General features: G+C 48.6%; 13 protein-coding genes. 2 read left to right on the top strand and 11 right to left on the bottom strand.

The features are described from left to right. Positions 1–39: 39 nt before the first annotated feature. Together NSU01_RS16875 and NSU01_RS16870 are read right to left on the bottom strand one after the other, a co-directional pair. Positions 40–756, bottom strand: a complete 717-nt coding sequence (locus NSU01_RS16875; protein ID WP_042137193.1) for a response regulator transcription factor — start codon at positions 754–756, stop codon at positions 40–42. Next, entirely contained in the window at positions 749–3,409 is a 2,661-nt protein-coding gene (locus NSU01_RS16870; protein WP_076245949.1) for a sensor histidine kinase KdpD, read from the bottom strand. The genes NSU01_RS16875 and NSU01_RS16870 overlap by 8 nt, the downstream gene beginning before the upstream one ends. A gap of 225 nt (positions 3,410–3,634) precedes the next feature. Here NSU01_RS16870 and NSU01_RS16865 point away from each other — a divergent pair, with 225 nt between their 5' ends. Both NSU01_RS16865 and NSU01_RS16860 read left to right on the top strand, forming a co-directional pair. Then, positions 3,635–4,618 (top strand): SHOCT domain-containing protein, encoded by a 984-nt coding sequence (locus NSU01_RS16865; protein ID WP_042137189.1) that lies wholly within the window; start codon positions 3,635–3,637, stop codon positions 4,616–4,618. A gap of 350 nt (positions 4,619–4,968) precedes the next feature. Beyond that, a complete protein-coding gene (locus tag NSU01_RS16860; protein WP_256703947.1) occupies positions 4,969–5,652 on the top strand; it encodes a YitT family protein in 684 nt (227 codons plus the stop codon). 58 nt (positions 5,653–5,710) lie between these two features. Here the strand turns inward: NSU01_RS16860 and NSU01_RS16855 are convergent, their stop codons facing one another. From NSU01_RS16855 to NSU01_RS16815, 9 genes are all read right to left on the bottom strand, one after another. Beyond that, the gene (locus NSU01_RS16855) at positions 5,711–5,941 is read right to left on the bottom strand and encodes an FMN-binding protein (RefSeq protein WP_218639458.1); all 231 of its coding nucleotides are present in this window, start codon (positions 5,939–5,941) and stop codon (positions 5,711–5,713) included. Positions 5,942–6,170: 229 nt separating this feature from the next. Continuing rightward, entirely contained in the window at positions 6,171–6,944 is a 774-nt protein-coding gene (locus tag NSU01_RS16850; protein WP_076245947.1) for an NAD(P)H-dependent oxidoreductase, read from the bottom strand. Positions 6,945–7,201: 257 nt separating this feature from the next. Further along, positions 7,202–8,110 (bottom strand): fumarylacetoacetate hydrolase family protein, encoded by a 909-nt coding sequence (locus NSU01_RS16845; RefSeq protein ID WP_076245945.1) that lies wholly within the window; start codon positions 8,108–8,110, stop codon positions 7,202–7,204. 2 nt (positions 8,111–8,112) lie between these two features. Next, positions 8,113–9,045 (bottom strand): alpha/beta hydrolase, encoded by a 933-nt coding sequence (locus NSU01_RS16840; protein ID WP_076245943.1) that lies wholly within the window; start codon positions 9,043–9,045, stop codon positions 8,113–8,115. A gap of 116 nt (positions 9,046–9,161) precedes the next feature. Next, entirely contained in the window at positions 9,162–10,751 is a 1,590-nt protein-coding gene (locus NSU01_RS16835; RefSeq protein WP_076245941.1) for a peptide ABC transporter substrate-binding protein, read from the bottom strand. Between the two features lie 143 nt (positions 10,752–10,894). Then, positions 10,895–12,274, bottom strand: coding sequence for a peptidoglycan-binding domain-containing protein (locus NSU01_RS16830; RefSeq protein WP_042137176.1), 1,380 nt, complete (start codon positions 12,272–12,274; stop codon positions 10,895–10,897). 659 nt (positions 12,275–12,933) lie between these two features. Continuing rightward, a complete protein-coding gene (locus tag NSU01_RS16825) occupies positions 12,934–16,878 on the bottom strand; it encodes a discoidin domain-containing protein (protein ID WP_042137174.1) in 3,945 nt (1,314 codons plus the stop codon). A 346-nt stretch (positions 16,879–17,224) separates the two neighbouring features. Continuing rightward, the gene (locus NSU01_RS16820; protein ID WP_081969994.1) at positions 17,225–18,118 is read right to left on the bottom strand and encodes a (Fe-S)-binding protein; all 894 of its coding nucleotides are present in this window, start codon (positions 18,116–18,118) and stop codon (positions 17,225–17,227) included. Positions 18,119–18,247: 129 nt separating this feature from the next. Continuing rightward, on the bottom strand, positions 18,248–18,700 hold the full coding sequence (locus tag NSU01_RS16815) for a MarR family winged helix-turn-helix transcriptional regulator (protein ID WP_042137172.1): 453 nt from the start codon (positions 18,698–18,700) through the stop codon (positions 18,248–18,250). Positions 18,701–18,777: the final 77 nt, after the last annotated feature.

The following is an 18,777-nucleotide window of genomic DNA, read 5'->3' as shown; positions in this document are numbered from 1 at the left end:
TTATTTGGAACCGGAGCTATGCGGATTCCGCCAGCCAGTTCAGATCACCTTGCTGTCGTCTCCCGCCTGAAGCATCCGGTAACCGACGCCAATATGTGTCTGGATAATCTTCGGCTGGGAGGGTGTACTCTCGATCTTCTTCCGGAGCGTAGCCATAAATACACGCAGTGCCGGAATATCATACGTATGGCTGCCCCAGATTTCATGCAGGATGTAATTATGGGTCAATACCTTACCCACATTCTTGGCCAGCAGGCACAGCAGCTTATATTCAATCGGTGTCAGATGGATTTCGTCATCCTCCAGCCAGACACAGCCTGCCGAGTAATCGATCCGTAAATTCCCGTTGGTAAAAACAGACGAATCCTTCATCAGCTTCTCGCTGTCCCCCCGGATCCGGCGCAGACTGACCCGTAGCCTGGCCAGCAGCTCCTCCACGCTAAACGGCTTGGTCAGATAATCATCTGCCCCCGCATCGAGCGCTTCAATCTTGTCCCGGTCTTCACTGCGCGCACTGACCACAATAATCGGAATATTGGACCAGGCCCGGACCTTCCGGATAATATCGACACCGTCCATATCGGGCAGTCCCAAATCCAGAATCATGATATCCGGCTGACTGGACACGGCCTCCAGAATCGAAGCTTCCCCTGTCTCCGCCGTATGATATTTATAGCCTTGGGTCTCCAGTGTTGTCGTAATCAGCTTGCGGATAGGTTTGTCATCCTCTACCACAAGTATCAAGGGTTTATTCATGGACATTCACCTCTTCTGCCTGCAGGGTGAAGCTGAATACCGTCCCCTGCGGTGCGTGATCTCGTAATTCAATATTGCCGCCATGGGCGTGGATAATCGACTTGCAGAGTGCCAGCCCTAGGCCTAATCCGCGCCTGCCGTCGCCGCGCACGTTGTCTGCCGTGTAGAACATCTCGAACACCTTGGCTTTGGCTTCAGCTGAAATGCCGGGGCCATCATCAGCAACCTCCACCACTACCCAGCCCGCCTCGCGTCTGGCGGATACCGTTATATGTGACCCGGATTGAGTATATTTGATCGCGTTATCCACCAGATTGATGATGACCTGAATAATCAGCCGTGAATCCATTCTGGCCATGAGCAGCTCATCCTCCAGCCGGATCTCAATGTGATGCTCATCCTTATTGCGGTTTACATGCAGCAGCGCTTCGGCTATCACTTCCTCCAGCAGCTCCGCCTGAAAATTCAGGTGAAGGGCGCCGTTATCGATTCGGGTAATAGACAGCAGATTCTCCACCAGATTGATCAGCCACATGGAATCATCGTAGATATCGTTATACAGTTCCTTCTTCTGCTCTTCATTCAGGACCATCGAGTTGCCGATCAGTATGCCCGCATTGCCGGAAATACTCGTAAGAGGTGTGCGCAGATCATGTGAAATGCCCCGCAGCAGATTGGTACGCAGCTGTTCCTGCTGGATTTGCAGAGAGATTTCCTTTTGCTTTTCATTCAGCTTATCTTTCTCCAGGGCAAGGGCACATTCACCCAGCATGGCAATCATCAGGCTTTTCTCAAAAACCTCCAGCGGTTCCTCCTGCTCCATTACGATGCCCGCCACCGCAAAGACCGTATCCCCTCCGCGCACCGCATGATACAGACAATGAGCTGCCGAGAACGTATCTGTAGAAGCTCCTGCCCGTTTATTATTCTGCAGCACCCACTCTGCAACTTTGCGTTCATCATCGAAGATATAGCTCTGGGGATCAACTGCAGCTTCCTCCTTGGCAAAAATCAGCGGTTCGGCAAGCTCCCCCTCCACTACCTCATAGACAATTATGCTCCGGTCCAGCAGCTTGACCATTTGCAGTGCCGTTTCGTTGATGATCGCCGGGGTATCCTTGGCCTGCTGCAGCTTCCGGCTTGTCTCCAGCAGAACCTCAGTCCGGTAAGCCTTTTGCGCGGATTCCCTGGCTTGTTCCTTCACCCGCAAGGTCAGTGTGCTCGTAATAAACGAAGCTGACAGCATGACCAGAAAAGTCACCGGGTAACCGGAATCATAGGCCTGCAGAGAGAAAAAAGGAGCAGTAAAGAAATAATTAAAGACAAGCACACTCAAAATCGAAGTAACCGCGCTGTACAGCCGCCCCTTTGTGACCATCGCATCCAGCAGAACACCCAGGATATACACGGTGATAATATTGGCTTCACTGAAGCCGAGATACTTGAACCATAACCCGATCAATGTACAGACCAGCAGGATACCTATAGTTTTGCCGGTATCAGCCAGCGTCAGAAGCGGAGATTTGGCATATTGCGGGAACTTTTTGTACATGGAAGGCCCATTATCCGGAATAATATAAATATCGATATTCGGAGCGGACGCCGTCAGCTTGTCGACAATGTTAGATTTGGCCGGCCAGCGGGTTTTGTGCTGCGAACGTCCCAGAACGATCTTGGAGACCCGGCTTGTTTTGGCGTATTCGGCAATTTGTCCGGGAACATCCTCCCCATATACGGTCGCGACCTGTGCTCCGAGCTGCTCTGCCAGTCTCAGATTCTCACGCAGCTCTGCCTTGTTCTTGGCGGTTAATTCTTTCGTCCTCGACGTTTCCACATACAGTGCCGTGAATGTTCCATGCAGGGCATCGGCCATTCTGGCCGCAGTGCGGATCACCTTCTTGCTGGAGATTGCCGAGGACAGGCAGACCAGTATATGATCCTTCGTATAAAAGGTAGCACTGGCCGCCTTCTCCCCGAGCTGTACGGCAATCCTGTTCAGCTGGTCAGCTGTATAACGCAGAGCAATTTCCCGCAGGGCAAGCAGTTTTTCCGGGATGAACAAACCGGCATGCCTCTGCTGCAGCTGTTCATCCGGGTATATCCGGCCTTTCTTTAAACGGTCTATCAGATCGCCGGGTCCGACATCAACAAACTCCACCAGATCCGCACGGTCAAATACGCTGTCCGGAATACGCTCCAGCACAGGAATACCCGTTATGGAGGTCACGACATCGGTCAGACTCTCTATATGTTCGACATTTACCGTGGTGAACACATTAATTCCAGCCCGCAGCAGCTCCTCCACATCCTGATATCTTCTTTTGTGGCGGCCGCCCGGAGCATTGATGTGGGCTAGATCATCAACCAGGATCAGCTCTGGCCTTCTGCGGATTGCGAGGTCAATGTCAAACTCCCGGACCCTTTCCCCGTGAATAGATATCTCCAGAGGTGGAAGAAGCTCAAGCCCCGACAGCAGTTCCGCCGTATCTGCTCTGTTATGAGATTCGATAAAGCCCGCGGCCACCTGAAGACCTTCCTTTTGTTCTTCATGGGCGGCATAGAGCATAGCACAGGTCTTACCTGCCCCGGGTGCGTATCCGAAGAATATTTTCAGCCTGCCCCGCTGCTTCTCAGCCGTTGTGTATCCTGCCATTCGAATGGTTCCTTCCTATATGGGCATCATGCCTTGCGTTCGTACTCTTTATGATAGCGTCAGTATAGCATGTGCACAATCAGCATGACATTACGGAATTGGCTGTGGCATTAAGATTGCATTAAGATGAGGGGATGGATGGCAGCATTTAGGAGGTGATCCGCAGGCGGTGCCGAATATTGTAGAGTAGCAAATTTCAACATACCGATTCTAAGGAGATCTGAGATGACAAACGAACAGCAATCCGGACAAGGGACGATGGAGATGATTTTGGCTGGTGCAGTGAAGCTTCCCGGGGTACAAGTAGACCGGAGTGAATTCCTTGCACAGCAGTTTGCCAAATATGATACTTATGGAAATATGAGTACTATTCTGGAGCGAGGACCACTTGAGGCCGGAATCAGCCTATCGGTCATTGACAAACTAGCCAAGACGCTAATTGAAAAGCGTACTATCTTAAGTACAGCAGCTTCCACAGCAGCCGGCCTTCCGGGAGGATTAGCCATGGCGGCGACCATTCCGGCAGACACCCTGCAGTTTTTTGGCGTAGCCATGCGCTTGTCCCAGGAATTAGCCTACCTGTATGGGGGCGCGGATCTGTGGCAAGGCAACACCCCGGACTCGGAGCAGGTTAGCCGTGAGCTTACATTATATCTGGGAGTTATGTTCGGAGTGGCCGGCTCTGCTCCGATGCTGCGAATTCTGAACGCACCTAATTCCCGGCAGCTGCTGAATGAGCAGACCCGGCAAGACTTGGCCCAAACGATGTATTACCCGCTGCTGAAGAAAATCTCCTCTTATATCGGGATTAAAATCACCAAGAAAACCTTTGCCCAAGGCGCATCCAAGTTCATACCTGTTCTGGGCGGACTTCTCTCCGGCGGGATGACCTATTTCTCCATGAAGCCTATGGGGCACCGCCTGCGGGAAGCTTTGTATGATGCTTGCGATCATTATTCGGAAGCTCAACTGGCGCAGGACAGGGATAAGGTGCAGCGTGCGGTTGCAGATTCGGAGATTAATGTAATTGAAGGTGAATTTTTTGACTTAGGGTTTGATTCGAAGCCAGAGCCGGCAACAACTGCTGCTGCAAGACCGGAGAAATTTAGTGCCGCGGATGAACTGCTGAAATTCAAGCAGCTGCTGGATATGGGCGCAATTACCCAAGAGGAATTCGACCGGAAGAAATCCGAGCTGCTGAACAGCTGATTTCTCGCATGAATCTTGAAGAGCTAGGACCTCTGCTGTGGCAGGAGGCTTAGCTCTTTTTTGTGAGTAAAATTCATGATGCTCTGATCTAAGAAGAAACAGAAGTTAGTAAATATAACATGCATGTTCTTGTTTAATAACAGCCTCTGTTTCGAGAATTGGCGACAAGACTGCACTGCCAGCCCAATATAAAAAGCTAAAAAACTAAACGTATCAAGCGGTACTTTATCCTTTTAAAGTAGATTCGCGAACAAGCGGACGCGCAGCAACGCATGTTTTTGCCGGATTTCCGAACTCCCTTTATAATCATAACATTGATTCAATATAGAGATGGAGTGAGTAAACCTGACATGAATACAATTCAACTGGAGTTCACTGAGCAAAGAAATATCAGGGCCAGCCAGAGATTACAACAAGGAATACTGCAAATCCTCAAGGTGCTGCTGGGCACACTTATCGTGAGCATTGGTGTACTTATCCTCAAGCATTCCGAGATCATCACCGGTGGAACCGTCGGTTTGTCGCTCAGTTTATCCTATTGGTTGGGTACTTCTTTCTCCGTTACGTATCTTCTGGTCAACATCCCCTTTTACGTGCTGTCCCTGTTCAAAATGGGCTGGAAATTCACCGTATCCACGCTGTTCGCTGTCTCTTCATTAAGCCTGATGTCGGCTGCAGCTGCCCGCTTGCCTGAATTCGTACTTCCGGGCTGGTTCGGAGCAGCAATCGGCGGCTCTGTCATGGGTCTCGGGATGTCCTACTTGTTCCTGAACGGCTCATCGCTGGGGGGGAGCAATATCCTGGCTCTAATTTTCCATAAAAAGTTCGGCTGGAATCCGGGGAAAGTTATGTTCGTGCTTGACGGTCTGATCATCACCGGGTCGTTCTACTCCATCGGGCTGTTCAAGGGACTCTACTCCGTTCTTTCGATTGTCATCCTGTCCTTCATGATTCATTTGTTCAAAAGCCGCTTCGCTGCTCCGGCCAAAGCCCCGGCCCAAACCCGTACCCTACCGGCGGCGGAAGCTTCTTAATCGTGTTATTGAAGCAGTCTCAGCCAAGTCAGCGATCCCGAGCACTGATTTATGCTTGTTACCGCTGTGCTTGATCAAGTGCATCTTCTATCGCTTTGAGATAAGCTTTGCTCGTAAGCGTAGCGCCGCTGATACTGTCTACCTGCAGCGATTGAGCCTGGATCACTCTGCCGAACAGCTCTTCCGTAGAAGCCGCAGGCTGATTCTCCGCGTGCTCCAGTAGCTTAATCGCTGTTACTTTCTGCGCTGCAATAGTTACCTGAACCTTATTCGCCCTCCATTTATACATCCCGCCTGCGTATTCACCAACATATTGCCTGCATGCAGCTGTTTGAAATCCACTTCACCGATTTGAACATTCCGGGCTTCACGCCGCTCTTTCTCCGTGAACAGCCAGCCTGCAGCAAGTCCAACCAATACAATTATAATTACAGAAATACACATTATGAGCAGGTTGCGTTTCCACTTTGGTTTCACTTACATCACCTCTTATGAATGAATATAACTGTATTCATTCATTATTTTGCATTCTTGGCCATTCTTCTTCCGATTAGATCAAATATACGTCCGGCCAGCCTTTTGAATGGCCCTAGAGATGCCGTGTAATAATACGCCGACTCAAACCAGCCGTTAGCCTTGTAATGCCGGTAATCTTTGGATTTGTCATCCAGCATGTTATGAATACTGGTCCGTGACAAGCGGAACAGCATCAGTCTGAACAACGTGGGCGCCGGAGGTGACGAACGCATAAGCCCTTTGTAGAATCTGGCGGCGGCCTTGCGGATTTCCTGTGAATTTTTCTCCCGGGCAGCTTGTGTTATCGGCTCCATCGTATGAAGCACACATCCACGGGTTACCTGGAAGCCCAGATTCTCCCCCATACTGCTAAGATATTTGACGATACCCTTACCGCCGTGAATGCCCTGGTTGACGACCGCTGTATAAGTCTTGCCGAAGAATTGCGGCCGATGGAATACATAAGCCAGCCGGTCCAGCAGGTTCTTCATCGATGCCGATACATGGAATGCATAATTCGGAGTGGCCATAATAACGCCGTCGGAGTTCTCCATTTTCCCGATCAGCACATCCCGGTCATCTTTGAGCGGACAAAATTCTTCGCCTTTACTGAAGCATACCTTGCAGCCCCGGCAGAATTCAAGTCTGTAATCCTTCAGGAAAATGTACTCAAACTCAATCTCCCCGTATGTCCTTAGCCGAGCTTCAAATTCGCAGACTGCCTTGTACGTGGCATGCTTTTGCTGATTACCAATGATTGCGGTGACTTTCTTCATGACTGTCCCTCCAGAGTAGTGATGAGATCATACTTTCATTTCGAATCTTTATGAATGAATATATTTATATTCATTCATTTCATATAATAACATAGATATGCCCCATTGTCTGGCCGGATATAGCGTGATCTTGAACGATTAGTGAAGACCTGCTACTTTTTTATGCTTTCCCGTCCGGCATGTTAAAAAGGCCACAAAGCGTTATCCGCTTATGACCTCATCATGTCCGTATAGTACTTAACCGGGATTAATCCATACTAAATTGTCATCGTATTCGTCAACCGTCCCAGCTTCTCGATCTCTACGGTTATTGTATCCCCGGCTTGCAGATATACCTGCTGCTCCGGCGGATACCCCAGCATAACGCCTTCCGGAGTACCTGTCATAATCATATCTCCCGGCTCCAGTGTGAAATGCTGTGAAATATAGCTGATAATCTCATCACACTTAAAGATCATATCGGCTGTATTGGATGACTGGCGAAGCTCGCCGTTAACAGTACACGAAATCGCAAGCTGGTTCGGGTCCCCCACTTCATCCGCAGTTACGAGATAAGGGCCGACCGGAGCGAATTTATCACAGGTTTTGCCCAGGAGCCACTGCTGGGTCCGCATCTGCAGATCGCGGGCGGAGAGGTCATTGCCGCAGCAATATCCATAAACATACTTATAGGCTTCCTCCCTGGAGACATTCCGGGCCGTCCGGCCCATCACGATTACAAGCTCGGCCTCATAGTCCACTGTCTGCGAGGCAGCAGGCAGCGGTACCGGCTCCAGATGAGCTGCCAGCGCATTATTGAATTTGCTGAAGAGAATTGGCGTCTGCGGTATAGGAGCATTCGTTTCTTCTGCGTGCTTGCGGTAATTGAGTCCGACACAGATAATTTTACCGGGCCTGGGAACACAGGGGGCAAGCTGCAGCGTGGATTCGTCGAGCAGAACTACGGCATCTGATTCTGGCACAGTTCCGCTTACTGCCTGCCCGGCAAGTCCGTTAAGATGAGATAGCATTTCCAGCCCTCCGGCAATCACGTTCTGCAGTGTTACGGAGCTTGTTCCTTTCAGGTAACCTGATGCTGTCAAAGCATGTTCAACATCCAGTATGCCGGCTTCCGTGTGTACTCCAACGCGGGTAACGCCTTCTTGAATATAGGATAGTAGTTTCATATCTAGACCGCCCCGTATAGTCTTGTAATAAAAGCATGAACAATACCGAGCACATCATCAGACCAGAAGTCCGGGCCGCCATGATCGGCTCCCTCTATTTTGAAGAACTCAATATCCTTGCCCTTTTGTTTCAGGTCGTTGTACAGCAGCACACTTTGCTCAAAAGGAACCAGGCGATCCTTATTGCCATGGATAATCAGTATAGGTGGAATGTCCACTTCCTGCGAAATATGATTCATAATAATGGTTGGTTCCGCCTGCACCGGATTCTCCAGGACATTCAGACCTCCGATCAGCAGGCCTTCGGGAGAATCTGCTCCGGCATGGTCCATCGTTGAGTGCGCCTCATTCATCCGGGTAATATCTGCAGGACCGTAGTAGTCGATGATTCCCTTCACTTCGCAGGATAATCCGTCGTACACATCCGTATCGAGCGTCTTGTCATGCGGAGTTATCCCCGTCATCACTGCCGTATGACCGCCGGAGGAGTCTCCCCAAATTACGATTTGCTCTGGATCAATTCTAAACTGCCCGGCATTCTTCCGCAGATACCGTATAGCTGTCTTGGCATCCTGGATCTGCGCGGGGAACGGCGCCAGGTCTGACGGGCGGTATTCCACGATTGCAACAGCATAGCCTTGTCTGGATATCCAGGACAGCGGTGCGAGATTCGCATCCAGATGCTGCTGTCTCCATGCCGAACCTTGCACGAACACCAGCAGCGGCCAGGTAGCATCCGGACGTTCATGCTGGGAGGGTAATATCAGATGCATATGCAGGGGCCGACCGTCCCTCTCGCAATAGGTATGATTGTGCAGCACCGTGCAATAGACCGCGTCAGGATTCATAGACATTACTTTCATCCCCGCCGCTGTCGCTTCCGATGCAGGGAATGCTTTGTAGCTGAGCTCTCTGGGTTCAATCCGCATCATCATTTGCCTCCTGTGAAATCAGTTGAGTAAATTTTACCACTTCTATTCATACCTTGTCTTGCCGATGCGTTCAGGTGCAAAAAAGGAGCTGCGGTAAGATACCGAGCTCCTGTATAGATTCACATCCAAAACCCTCTTGTAAAAGCTATAGACCCGTCGTAGTCGACGTATACATTTTGGATATTGGGATTACTCAAAAGATCAGTGACACAATAGAATAGCGGGATAACCGCCATTTGCTCGATAAGCAGCTTTTCTGCTTTGGCGTAAATTTCCATACGTTTTCCAGTGTCTGTTGTCTGCTGGGCTTGGTGCATATAACGATCATACACTGTATTGCTCCACCCTGCATCATTAGAGACGCTTTGTGAACTGAATAGCTCCATCATCGAAGCCGGATCATTGAAGTCAGCGGTCCAGCCCGCTCTTGCCATGGTATAATTCTGATTCTCGCGGTTTTTCACTAGCTCCGGGAAGCTTTGAATTTCTATATTTACATCAATTCCTAAATTCTTATGCCAGCCATCAATGACTTTTTTGGCGATAGCGCCATGATTACTGCCATCATTCACAATAATTGTAAATACCGGCAGTTTGGCAAGTCCCGATTCTCTCAATCCTTCCTTCAGCAATACCCTGGCCGCCGCAGCATCCTCTCTAAAATATGCCCGGCCGGACATCTCTGAGCGAAAATTCAGCTTCGCTCCGTGAATACTTGGCGGCACAAATCCATACGCCGGATTGCCGTAACGCAGACTTTCACGGTCAATCGCCATCGCCAATGCTTTGCGGATCTTCAAGTTGTTAAAAGGAGCCTTACTCAGATTGAATTGATAAAAATAGGTTGAAGCATAAGGTGCCTCATCTAAAGACCTTTCGGTTGCGCTATCTAATGAAGCATAAACTACCGATTCCTCTCCTCCGCCTCCAACCCAGTCGACCTCTTTATTCATGTAAGCGATTGTCGGATTCTCCGGCAGCAGCAGACGCACCTCTGACAGTTTAATATCCTTGGCTGCATAATAATCAGGGTTTTTAACTAAGGAAATTTCATTATCCGTCCATGCTTTTAGCTTAAATGGACCATTAGTTATCATTGATTTGATGTCTGTTGCCCATTTGCTGTTGCCCTTTGCGGTCTTAGCGTAAACCGGCAGATAAGTACTTTCCGCAAGCAACTGAATGAAATAGGAGGTTTTCTCCTTCAAGGTCACTTGAAGTGTGTTGCTGCTCAATGCTTTAACACCGAGAGAAGAAGCATCCTTCAGGATTCCCTGATGATATTTCTCAGCATTAATAATGACGTACATATTAAACGCGAAAAGATTATCTGTTTCCGGAGCGAGCGCCCGCTTCCAGGCATACTCGAAGTCCGAGGCCAGCACCTGCTGCCCATTGCTCCATTTCGCATCAGCACGTAGTGTAAATGTATACGTTCTGCCATCACTGGAGAGGGTCCAGGATTTAGCCGTTCCAGGCACAGCAATACCGGCCTCGTTCAAACGGACCAGACCTTCAAACAACCCTTTGACAGCCGTATTTGTACTTTTATCTGCCGATGACGCCGGGTCCAGTACCTCTGGAAGACTTCCCAGACCAATACGCAATACCTTATTAGTTTGTGCAGCAGATGAACTGCCCGTCCCTCCCGTGAGCGTTACACTCATCATTAAACCTACTGCCAAAATGATATGAAGCAACCTTTTCATCAACGTTTCCCCTTTGTAAAGCCATTATGTATTAGTAATAGGATAGCATGGAGGGCAGATATTACGCTGTCGTAATTTATCGAAGATCTTGAATTATATCCTATGTAAATAAAAAATGAGCGCTTTATAGCGCTCATCAACATCTAAAACATGTATGCTTGCATTAGGCGGCTCGGTGGTTCAGCAAGTTTAAAGGTTTTAACATACACATCTGACATTTTGTACCATGTAGCTTCATCAACAACCCCTTTATTCTTCTTTCCTTTCTCGTATATTTCTTGAAATTTAAGTACTGCCTTTTGTGTTTTTTCATCAAACACACCATTTACATCTACTGGAGGAAATGACTTATTCTTTTCTCTAAAAAGCTTTAAAAATTCTTGTATAGAAAATACATCACCACCATTAGAACCAAGCAATAGTGGAGATCCAGGGTAGGATTTCGGATTGCCTTCCACAACGTCTGCTGTCACTATTTCAAATTCAATTTTTAATTTGTCTAAGTAATACTTCAATAAATCCTGATGTGTAAGCTCGCGATTGTTCAGAGATCTATTATTTAAGCCGATTTGAGGAATCCCCCCATTGCTACATTTATCAGTTTTACCAGCACAATATTGCGTTAATAGTGGCTGGTTTTTTTCTTTGATCTTTATATATTTATTGAAGTATTTTTCAACAATTAAATCTGTATGCTGAAATGTAATCCCACCTTTAGGGTAGTGTTGATCTATATTTATATTGTTTGTAATGTTAAATTGATAACCAACATTACGATATAACTCTGTGTAAACTCGATTCAACGCGAAGGAATTTGACAATAAAAAGAGTGCTATTCCTGCTTGCTCTGTTAGATTTGCTATTCCACCAAATTCCTGGGCTGAAACCATCCTTAAGTATTTTCTAAAGTCCTCGGTAATAATCTTAGATTTATTAATAGGCTTAGCCGCTTCATAAGGATTAGCGGCTCCTAAATAAATATCAATCTCGGAAGGTATATACGGATATCTTGGTACTGAAATTGTTGGGGGAAAAGCATATAATGTCCCGGGTTCAGAAGGCAACTCTATTATTAATGGTTTTGGGTCTGGAATATTTAGAGGATTTTGAATTAATTTTGTGGGTTCTTGTTGAACAATACTATTTTCTTCTATCTCAATGACATTGTTTCTATATCCTGCTCGCGCTAGTTCTAATTGTCTTATTTGGAGTAATTCATCTTGATTAACTGTAATTCGATCATTCCATACTTGAACTCCAGATTTGATGTACTCTTGTTGCTCATTATATCTTCCTTGTATTGGGGGAACTTGAACAATTAGATCATATTTTTTGTAAGGAAGATTCGAATACCCACCGTTTCTTGATTCAAGTTCAATGTCATTGATTTGTCCTGAATTATTAGTTTCGAGTTCCTTTATTACCTTATCTCGCGATCCATGTTCAGTAATAAAAACTTTTGCCCCTGCAATGGGGTCCGCTTGATTTCGATCATTAATAGTTACATTTAAGATTCCACTCATTAGCCTACACTCCTTTATTTAGAATTAATGCATCATTCTATGCGGATTATGTGAAAATGGGCACTTATATGTTGAAGTCATCATTATCAATTAGTCTTTCATCAAAAGATCGGTTTATCTCATAATTCCTAAGAGATTAAAATCACTCTAACGTGTGTAATACGTTCGAGCCAGCAGTCATTAATGCTCATACTCAAGTGTCTTTACCCGATCTTACTTTGGAGACCACGTCGGCATAAAATCCATAAGCAACTTCTGGCACAATTTCCGCAAGTAATCGTACGAGATGTACTCTACTTTCTTCCACTCCTTGTCCCGGTCAAGGGCCCCTCCATAATGAACTATGGATATGCGGGTTGAATTCACATCACGGTCAATCGTATAAATCACTATAATGACGCCGACTTTCGTAGTTCTTGTTTTTATTTTTCCGGTAATAATTTTGAATGATTTTGGCTACTTGATTTATTCACCGTTTCCACGATGCTTCTGTCGAGCCCCTCAGAAAGGTTATGACCGTTTATCTCTATGTCTCCTGCCTGATTCTTCACTTTCATTCCCTTTTATTTTCCATACGGTGTAATGCACATTTTTTTCATTGTATAATTCCTATACAAAAAAGAGGAGCCCGCTTGAGCCCCTCCCCTTACTATCCCTGTCTACTGTATCAGCAGCCCAAATCCGGTCTGAATATAATACAGGCTTGGATAAGCAATATTGCTGGTAGTCAGGTTGTTGAATGTAGCCGAGCCGTTGCCGGTATACGTGTAGATCGCAGCTCCCTTATGGGCGCCGGAGAAGCGTGAGGTCGTTACTCCATCGAGCCCTGTGCCGTTAATGTTGATGTTGTTGAATACGATATTGGAGAATCCGCCTCCGTATCCGAACTGGATCGCATCGCGCTGGGTGTTGATGATATCGATGTTAGTGAACGTTACGTTCTTGATCGGGTCACTCGAAGCTTCGAGGTCAATCGCGCCGCGTTCCCCGTCATACAAGTCACGGCTGGTGCCGCTGTTGATAATCGTGGTATCCGAGAAAAGAATGCCCGTGTTATTGTTGAAATGCGCACCCGGGAAGGTCGTGTTCAGTCGGATGCCGGAACCGCCTACCGTGTCGATAATGTAGTTATGATCCGCCTTATGGCCGCTGCCTCCGAAGAAGGCAATCCCGCCTGCACGCCAGTTATTCTCAATGGTGTTGTATGAGAAGGTATTATTCACCCCATCCGGAGCACCGAAAGTGTTGCTCGGCCACACGGCCAGACCATCGTCTCCGTTATTGCGCACATTGGTGTTGCGGACGGTCGAGTTGCTGGTACCTTGGGAGTAGTTAATACCGTCAGCCAGGTTGTTGCGGATACGGCTGTTCTCCACAAGCAGATTGTTCGCGAAGATTGCCGGGGTCCGTGCATAATCCCCCACCCACATGCCGCATTCAAAATGCTCTACCCAGACATCATGGATAATAGAGTTATTGCCGAAGTTATCCATGAAGCCTTTGTAGATGGCATTCTGGTTGTAACGCGATCTCAGGTTCGAGTTCATATAGACATTGCTGAAATCAAGCTTACCCAGGATGCGGAGCGAGATCCCGCCGCCCGCAGCATTAGGATTGGTGAACTGCAGGTTGGTATGCCAGTAACCAGCACCAGTAACCGTAAAGTTATTGATCATATTGCTGACAGAGCCAATCACCCACATGCTGCTTAGATTGAAGGTTCCGGCTGGAATATAGAGCGATTTGCCGCCTGTGACTGCTGCTGTTACTGCACTGTTGAAGGCTGCAAGATCATCCTGTCCATCACCCGCAACTGCACCGTAATCGGTTACCGATACCGAGTTGGCCGGACGGGCGATTGCCGCCGGTACTGGCTCGATTTCCAGGAAGTCTACACCGTATTCCAGACTGTCCCCGTTATTCTTCTGAATACGGATCGTATCGCCGGGCTGGAGCGGTGTATCCATCTTCCAGTGTACTTCGTCGAAGCGGAACAGCGGACGTCCGGCACTTGGTGCATCACCAGGCTGGTCGCCGGAGAAATATTGCCAGGAGTAATAGGAAGTAAGCGGGATGGTTTTGGCTTTGGTGCCGTTTACGTATACATCCAGCGCTCCGGTAAGACCCATACCATCTGCCGAATCCGGCATGGTGAATCTCATCGTGACCCCGGCGCCGCCTTGACCTGAACGGACGGTCCACTGGGCATAAGAGCCATTCGAAGGAAGTGTTACGTAACTCTGGCCCGATGCTTCTGAAGCAATCAGCGTCTGATCGAAGTTTGGAGCAGATTTCAGTGCAGCAGCTCCGCCACGGGTCGCATCCTGCGTATCATAGCGGGCATAGGGCACGCTTGCTCCGCGCAGGGCATAAACAACCAGATTAACGGTATTCACATTATTAGCCTGCTTGGTCGTAACTTCATTCGCATCTGCAGCAATTGTTGTGGTGACGGTGTAATTGCCGTTGACAGCGCTCCATGTCCCCGGGATGGAGACATTCACAGAAGCACCGGCAGCAATCGCTCCGCTGTAGGATCCGGTGAAGGTCTGCACGGTGGAGCCAGCTGAATTCTTCAATACTACTGTGATTCCATGTGCACCTCCTGCGGAAGCAATCGTCCCCTGATTCTTGAGATTGACTGCAAAGGATACGCTATTACCAGCTACCGGATTGCCCGGTGTCCAGGATGTCGTACCTACAAGGTCAGAGCTTGATACAGGAGCAACAACAAGTGATGAAGGACTGCTGTAGCTGTTGTTGCTGTCATTCTGTTCAATGATCTGATTAGTCTCATCTACCTTGGCACTGAGCGGGTAGGTGGCGGCTGTTCGGGTACCGGCATTCAATGACACGGTTGCCGAAGCACCCGCTGCCAGAGCTGCTACCGGGGCCGAGCCTGCCAGCTCATTGTTCAGATAGAAATTGACTGTCGTGGCCGCTGCTGCGGCACTGCCGCTATTCTTCACGATGGCATTCAATGTAATCTCATTCGTTTCAACGGGAGAAGCCGGAGTCCATGACATGCCTGTAATCGTCAGGTCCGGGTTCGGTGCAGGTGTTCCATAGACCTGGAACTCGGCAATCTGTCCCGCAGGGGCACCTGAATTGGAAGTAATATTGATCTGGACACGCTTGACGGTTGCCGTAACGGGAATGGTCACCGTATTTCCGCTGGCTGGGTTGAACGTATACGCCTGAGCGGAGACCAGATTGCTGAAGGTTGTCGTGCTCTGATTATGTCCTAGTACTTGAATATTCTGAGTCCGTGTCCCCCATTCCGTGGCCGGGTTCAGCTTCAGTACAATCGAAGTGATGTTATGATTGGCGCCGAGATCAAGCGTGAGCGAATTTGGATTACCGCTTCCTTCCCAGTAAGTAGCCGTATTGTTATCGTTGGCATTACCGGCAACGAAATTCTGTGTGCTGGAGGATGCGCTGATTGCCTTACCAATAGCGATGTTCCCTCCAGGGGACACCGTTGGTGTGGGCACCGGTGTGGCTGTCGGTGTTGCCGATGCCGTCGGAACTGGGGTTGCGGTAGGCGCAGGTGTAGTTGTGGAAGTAGGTGCCACCGTAGCCGTAGGTACCGGTGTTGGTGATGGAGCCGTTGTAGGAGCTGTTGTAGGTGAAGGTGTCGGCGTGGCGGTCACTGCTGCCGCTACTACAATCTGATCCAGATTGACGTTACCCGTATCACCGGCATCATATTTGTAGGCGATGGTATTACTGCCGGAGTTCAGCGTCAGGAGCTCGGCCTTCGTGCTCCAGGTATCCCAGTTCGCCAGATTCGGCAAGGTGGACTGGCGGATTTTGACTCCGTTCACATAGATGCTGAGGGTCTTATCGCTTCCGCTCGCGTTAGCGTACTTCAGCGTAACATTCCGCGAACCCGCTGCAGCTACACTCACCGTGAAGGTAGTTGCCGGTCCTTGGGTCAGATAACCGTCAACAAAACCCGTACCGGAGTAACCCGCATGATCTGTGTTCACTTTCGCCCCGCCGGAGAGTGCAGCGGATTCTGCTTCATAGGTACCGGCTGGAACCGGTGTTGCAGCAGGAGTGACTGCAGGCGTGGCCGTTGGGCTGCTGGAGCCGTAAATTTCAAGCTCAGAGAACTGGGCTGCCGGCCATCCGGTGTTCGCGGTTACGAGCAGGCGCACATAACGCGTACTGGCTGCTGCAAAGTTAACCGTGACACTGTTGCCAGCAGCCGATGGATTAAATACATAGGCTGCCGAAGCCACGATATCTGTAAATGTGGAACCGTTCGTACTCCCTTGTACGGCCAGCGTCTGCGTGCGTGTCTCCCAGCCTGCAGGAATCTTTAGCACAAGCTGGTCAATACTGGTAAGCGCACCCAGGTCAACCTGAATCCACTGGGGAAAAGCATCATTTGTGCTTTCCCAATAGGTGCTCTGGTTGCTGTCCTTGACATTGTCAGGCGTATACGTTTGCGATTGGCCGCTGGAAGTAATGGTTTTGTTAAGTGTCAGATTCTGTCCACCGGCAGCTGATGAATGTGTCAGCGGTCCGGCGGCCATAAACAGAGTTGAGATTAGCAGCGTTACTACAAGCGACCATACGACATACTTGTTGCGCATTATAATCCTCCTTAATCTGATGTTAGAACGGCACATAGAATTTTCTGAAGTACTAGAATGATAGCGATTACAAAAAATTAAATCCTTACCAATCCATCATTTGCTTCCAACGTGCAGGTGCCACTCTACTGATATTGCCTCTACTCAACCGGCTTGCGATAGTTCTGCCCAGCCCCCTCTCACTGCAATACACACTCATTATAGTTTTAACGCAGTGCAATCTATAATAGCTAATTCTACGGAAAAGATAGGCGATTCAATGATCGTGATGATTTGCAGCAGCGGGTCAGCCCGAAACATCCTGAATAGACAAAAAAGCACCTCCGCCAGGGAAGTGCTTCGTACTTCACTTAGTATTTCGCATCGGATTTCTGCTCTCACAGGGCACCTTGGTCTGGCATAATCCGCAGCCAGCTCCTGATGTAGCCTCCCCGCCGCTTTGGGCCGCCCACTCCCGTGAACCCTGGCCATACACAAATTTCATGCAGGCGATTTTGTCATGGCCGTTTGTGCTGATCGCCTGCACCGGGCAGCGGGTAATGCAGACGCCACAGTTCCCTTTGCTGCATAACAAACAATTTCCCGTATGAGTAGCCGCGGATCTTGGATTAGACGGGAACTGCAAATCCGTTACTACCGACAGCAGCCGTATGGCAATTCCCTTCTCCGAAATGAATCCATCATTAAGACTGAAGGTGCCCAGCCCGGCAGCATAAGCAACATGACGTTCTGACCAATTGGAGATTGGGCCTGTTTCTGAACTGGAGATCCCGTACCAATCCGTATCCAGCGGCGCAGCCGCAAGGCGGCCAAGTTTTTTTAAATAATCTGTCAGATAAAGGCGGGCCGCCTTCAAGAAATACTCATCCCCGAACGTACGCAGCAGGGCCCACTCCCGTGAAGCTCTTTCCTTTTGCTGGCGGTTGGCCTTCCTGATGGATTCATGAATGGGCAGCACTATGCTGATCACCGAACCTCCATTGTAGGTCCCTGAACCGAATGAACGCTCTATTACCTCTTTTGGCGTTGCATGGCCGGGACCAATAATGCTTTTATACTCCTCAAACAAAGGATCGTCAGCTGAAGCAAATTGAATGATAGGCTCATCATAATAAGGTCCCTGAAGTACATCTGACCAGTTCAATGGGCTCTCCTTAACAAAGGCTTTCATCACTTCAATAATGAGCTGCTTCTGTTCCTCTTCCGCTCTTTCATTAATTGCAGTACTGTCTGGGTGCATGGTCTTCCCTCCTCTTGAGTGTACTCTTTCTATCCGGAAGTTAACGTGTATATACACGTATTGGCGATAAGCAACTGCTGTTGCGTCATTACTGCGTAAAGTTTGATGAACCAAGAGTCGAGATTATGCTCAGGCCATCAGTTTTTCCACTTTGGATAAAAGGGTAGTAAGTACTTTCATATCTTCATCGCCCAATGCCTCCTGCAAAAAACTCTGCGCCTGCTCCCATTGGTTCCCGGCAGCTATATATTTCACTTTCCCGCTCTCCGACAGGATCAGCAGGCGGTTCCGGCTTCCCTGCGGAGAAATATCCTCCACATAGCCAATCTGTTCCAGTGCCTTGAGATTGCGGACAATAGTGGTCCGGTCCAGTCTCATCTTAAGTGCCAGGTCGCTGACACTTGCCGGTCCGAGGGAGTAAATATGCTTCAGTAAAGAAAACTGGCTGATATTTAAACCGCTTGAAGACAGAAATCCGTCATATATTCCTGTAACTGCTGAGGAAGCCCTCCGCAGATTAATACAGCTGCAGACACTGGAAACGCGGATATTGGGTGAAGAAGGGTCTCCGGCTGTTGTCATAGATTATTCTCCTCCTGTTGTATTTATCGTGTACATACACTATTTCAAAATGGAGAGCTTTTGTCAGAGTCATTTAT

The organism is Paenibacillus sp. FSL H8-0259, from assembly GCF_037963255.1.
In the GTDB taxonomy this organism is placed as follows: domain Bacteria; phylum Bacillota; class Bacilli; order Paenibacillales; family Paenibacillaceae; genus Paenibacillus_AQ; species Paenibacillus_AQ phytohabitans.
The sequence above is the reverse complement of the archived record's forward strand: the minus strand, read 5'-3'. Positions and strand labels throughout refer to the sequence as shown.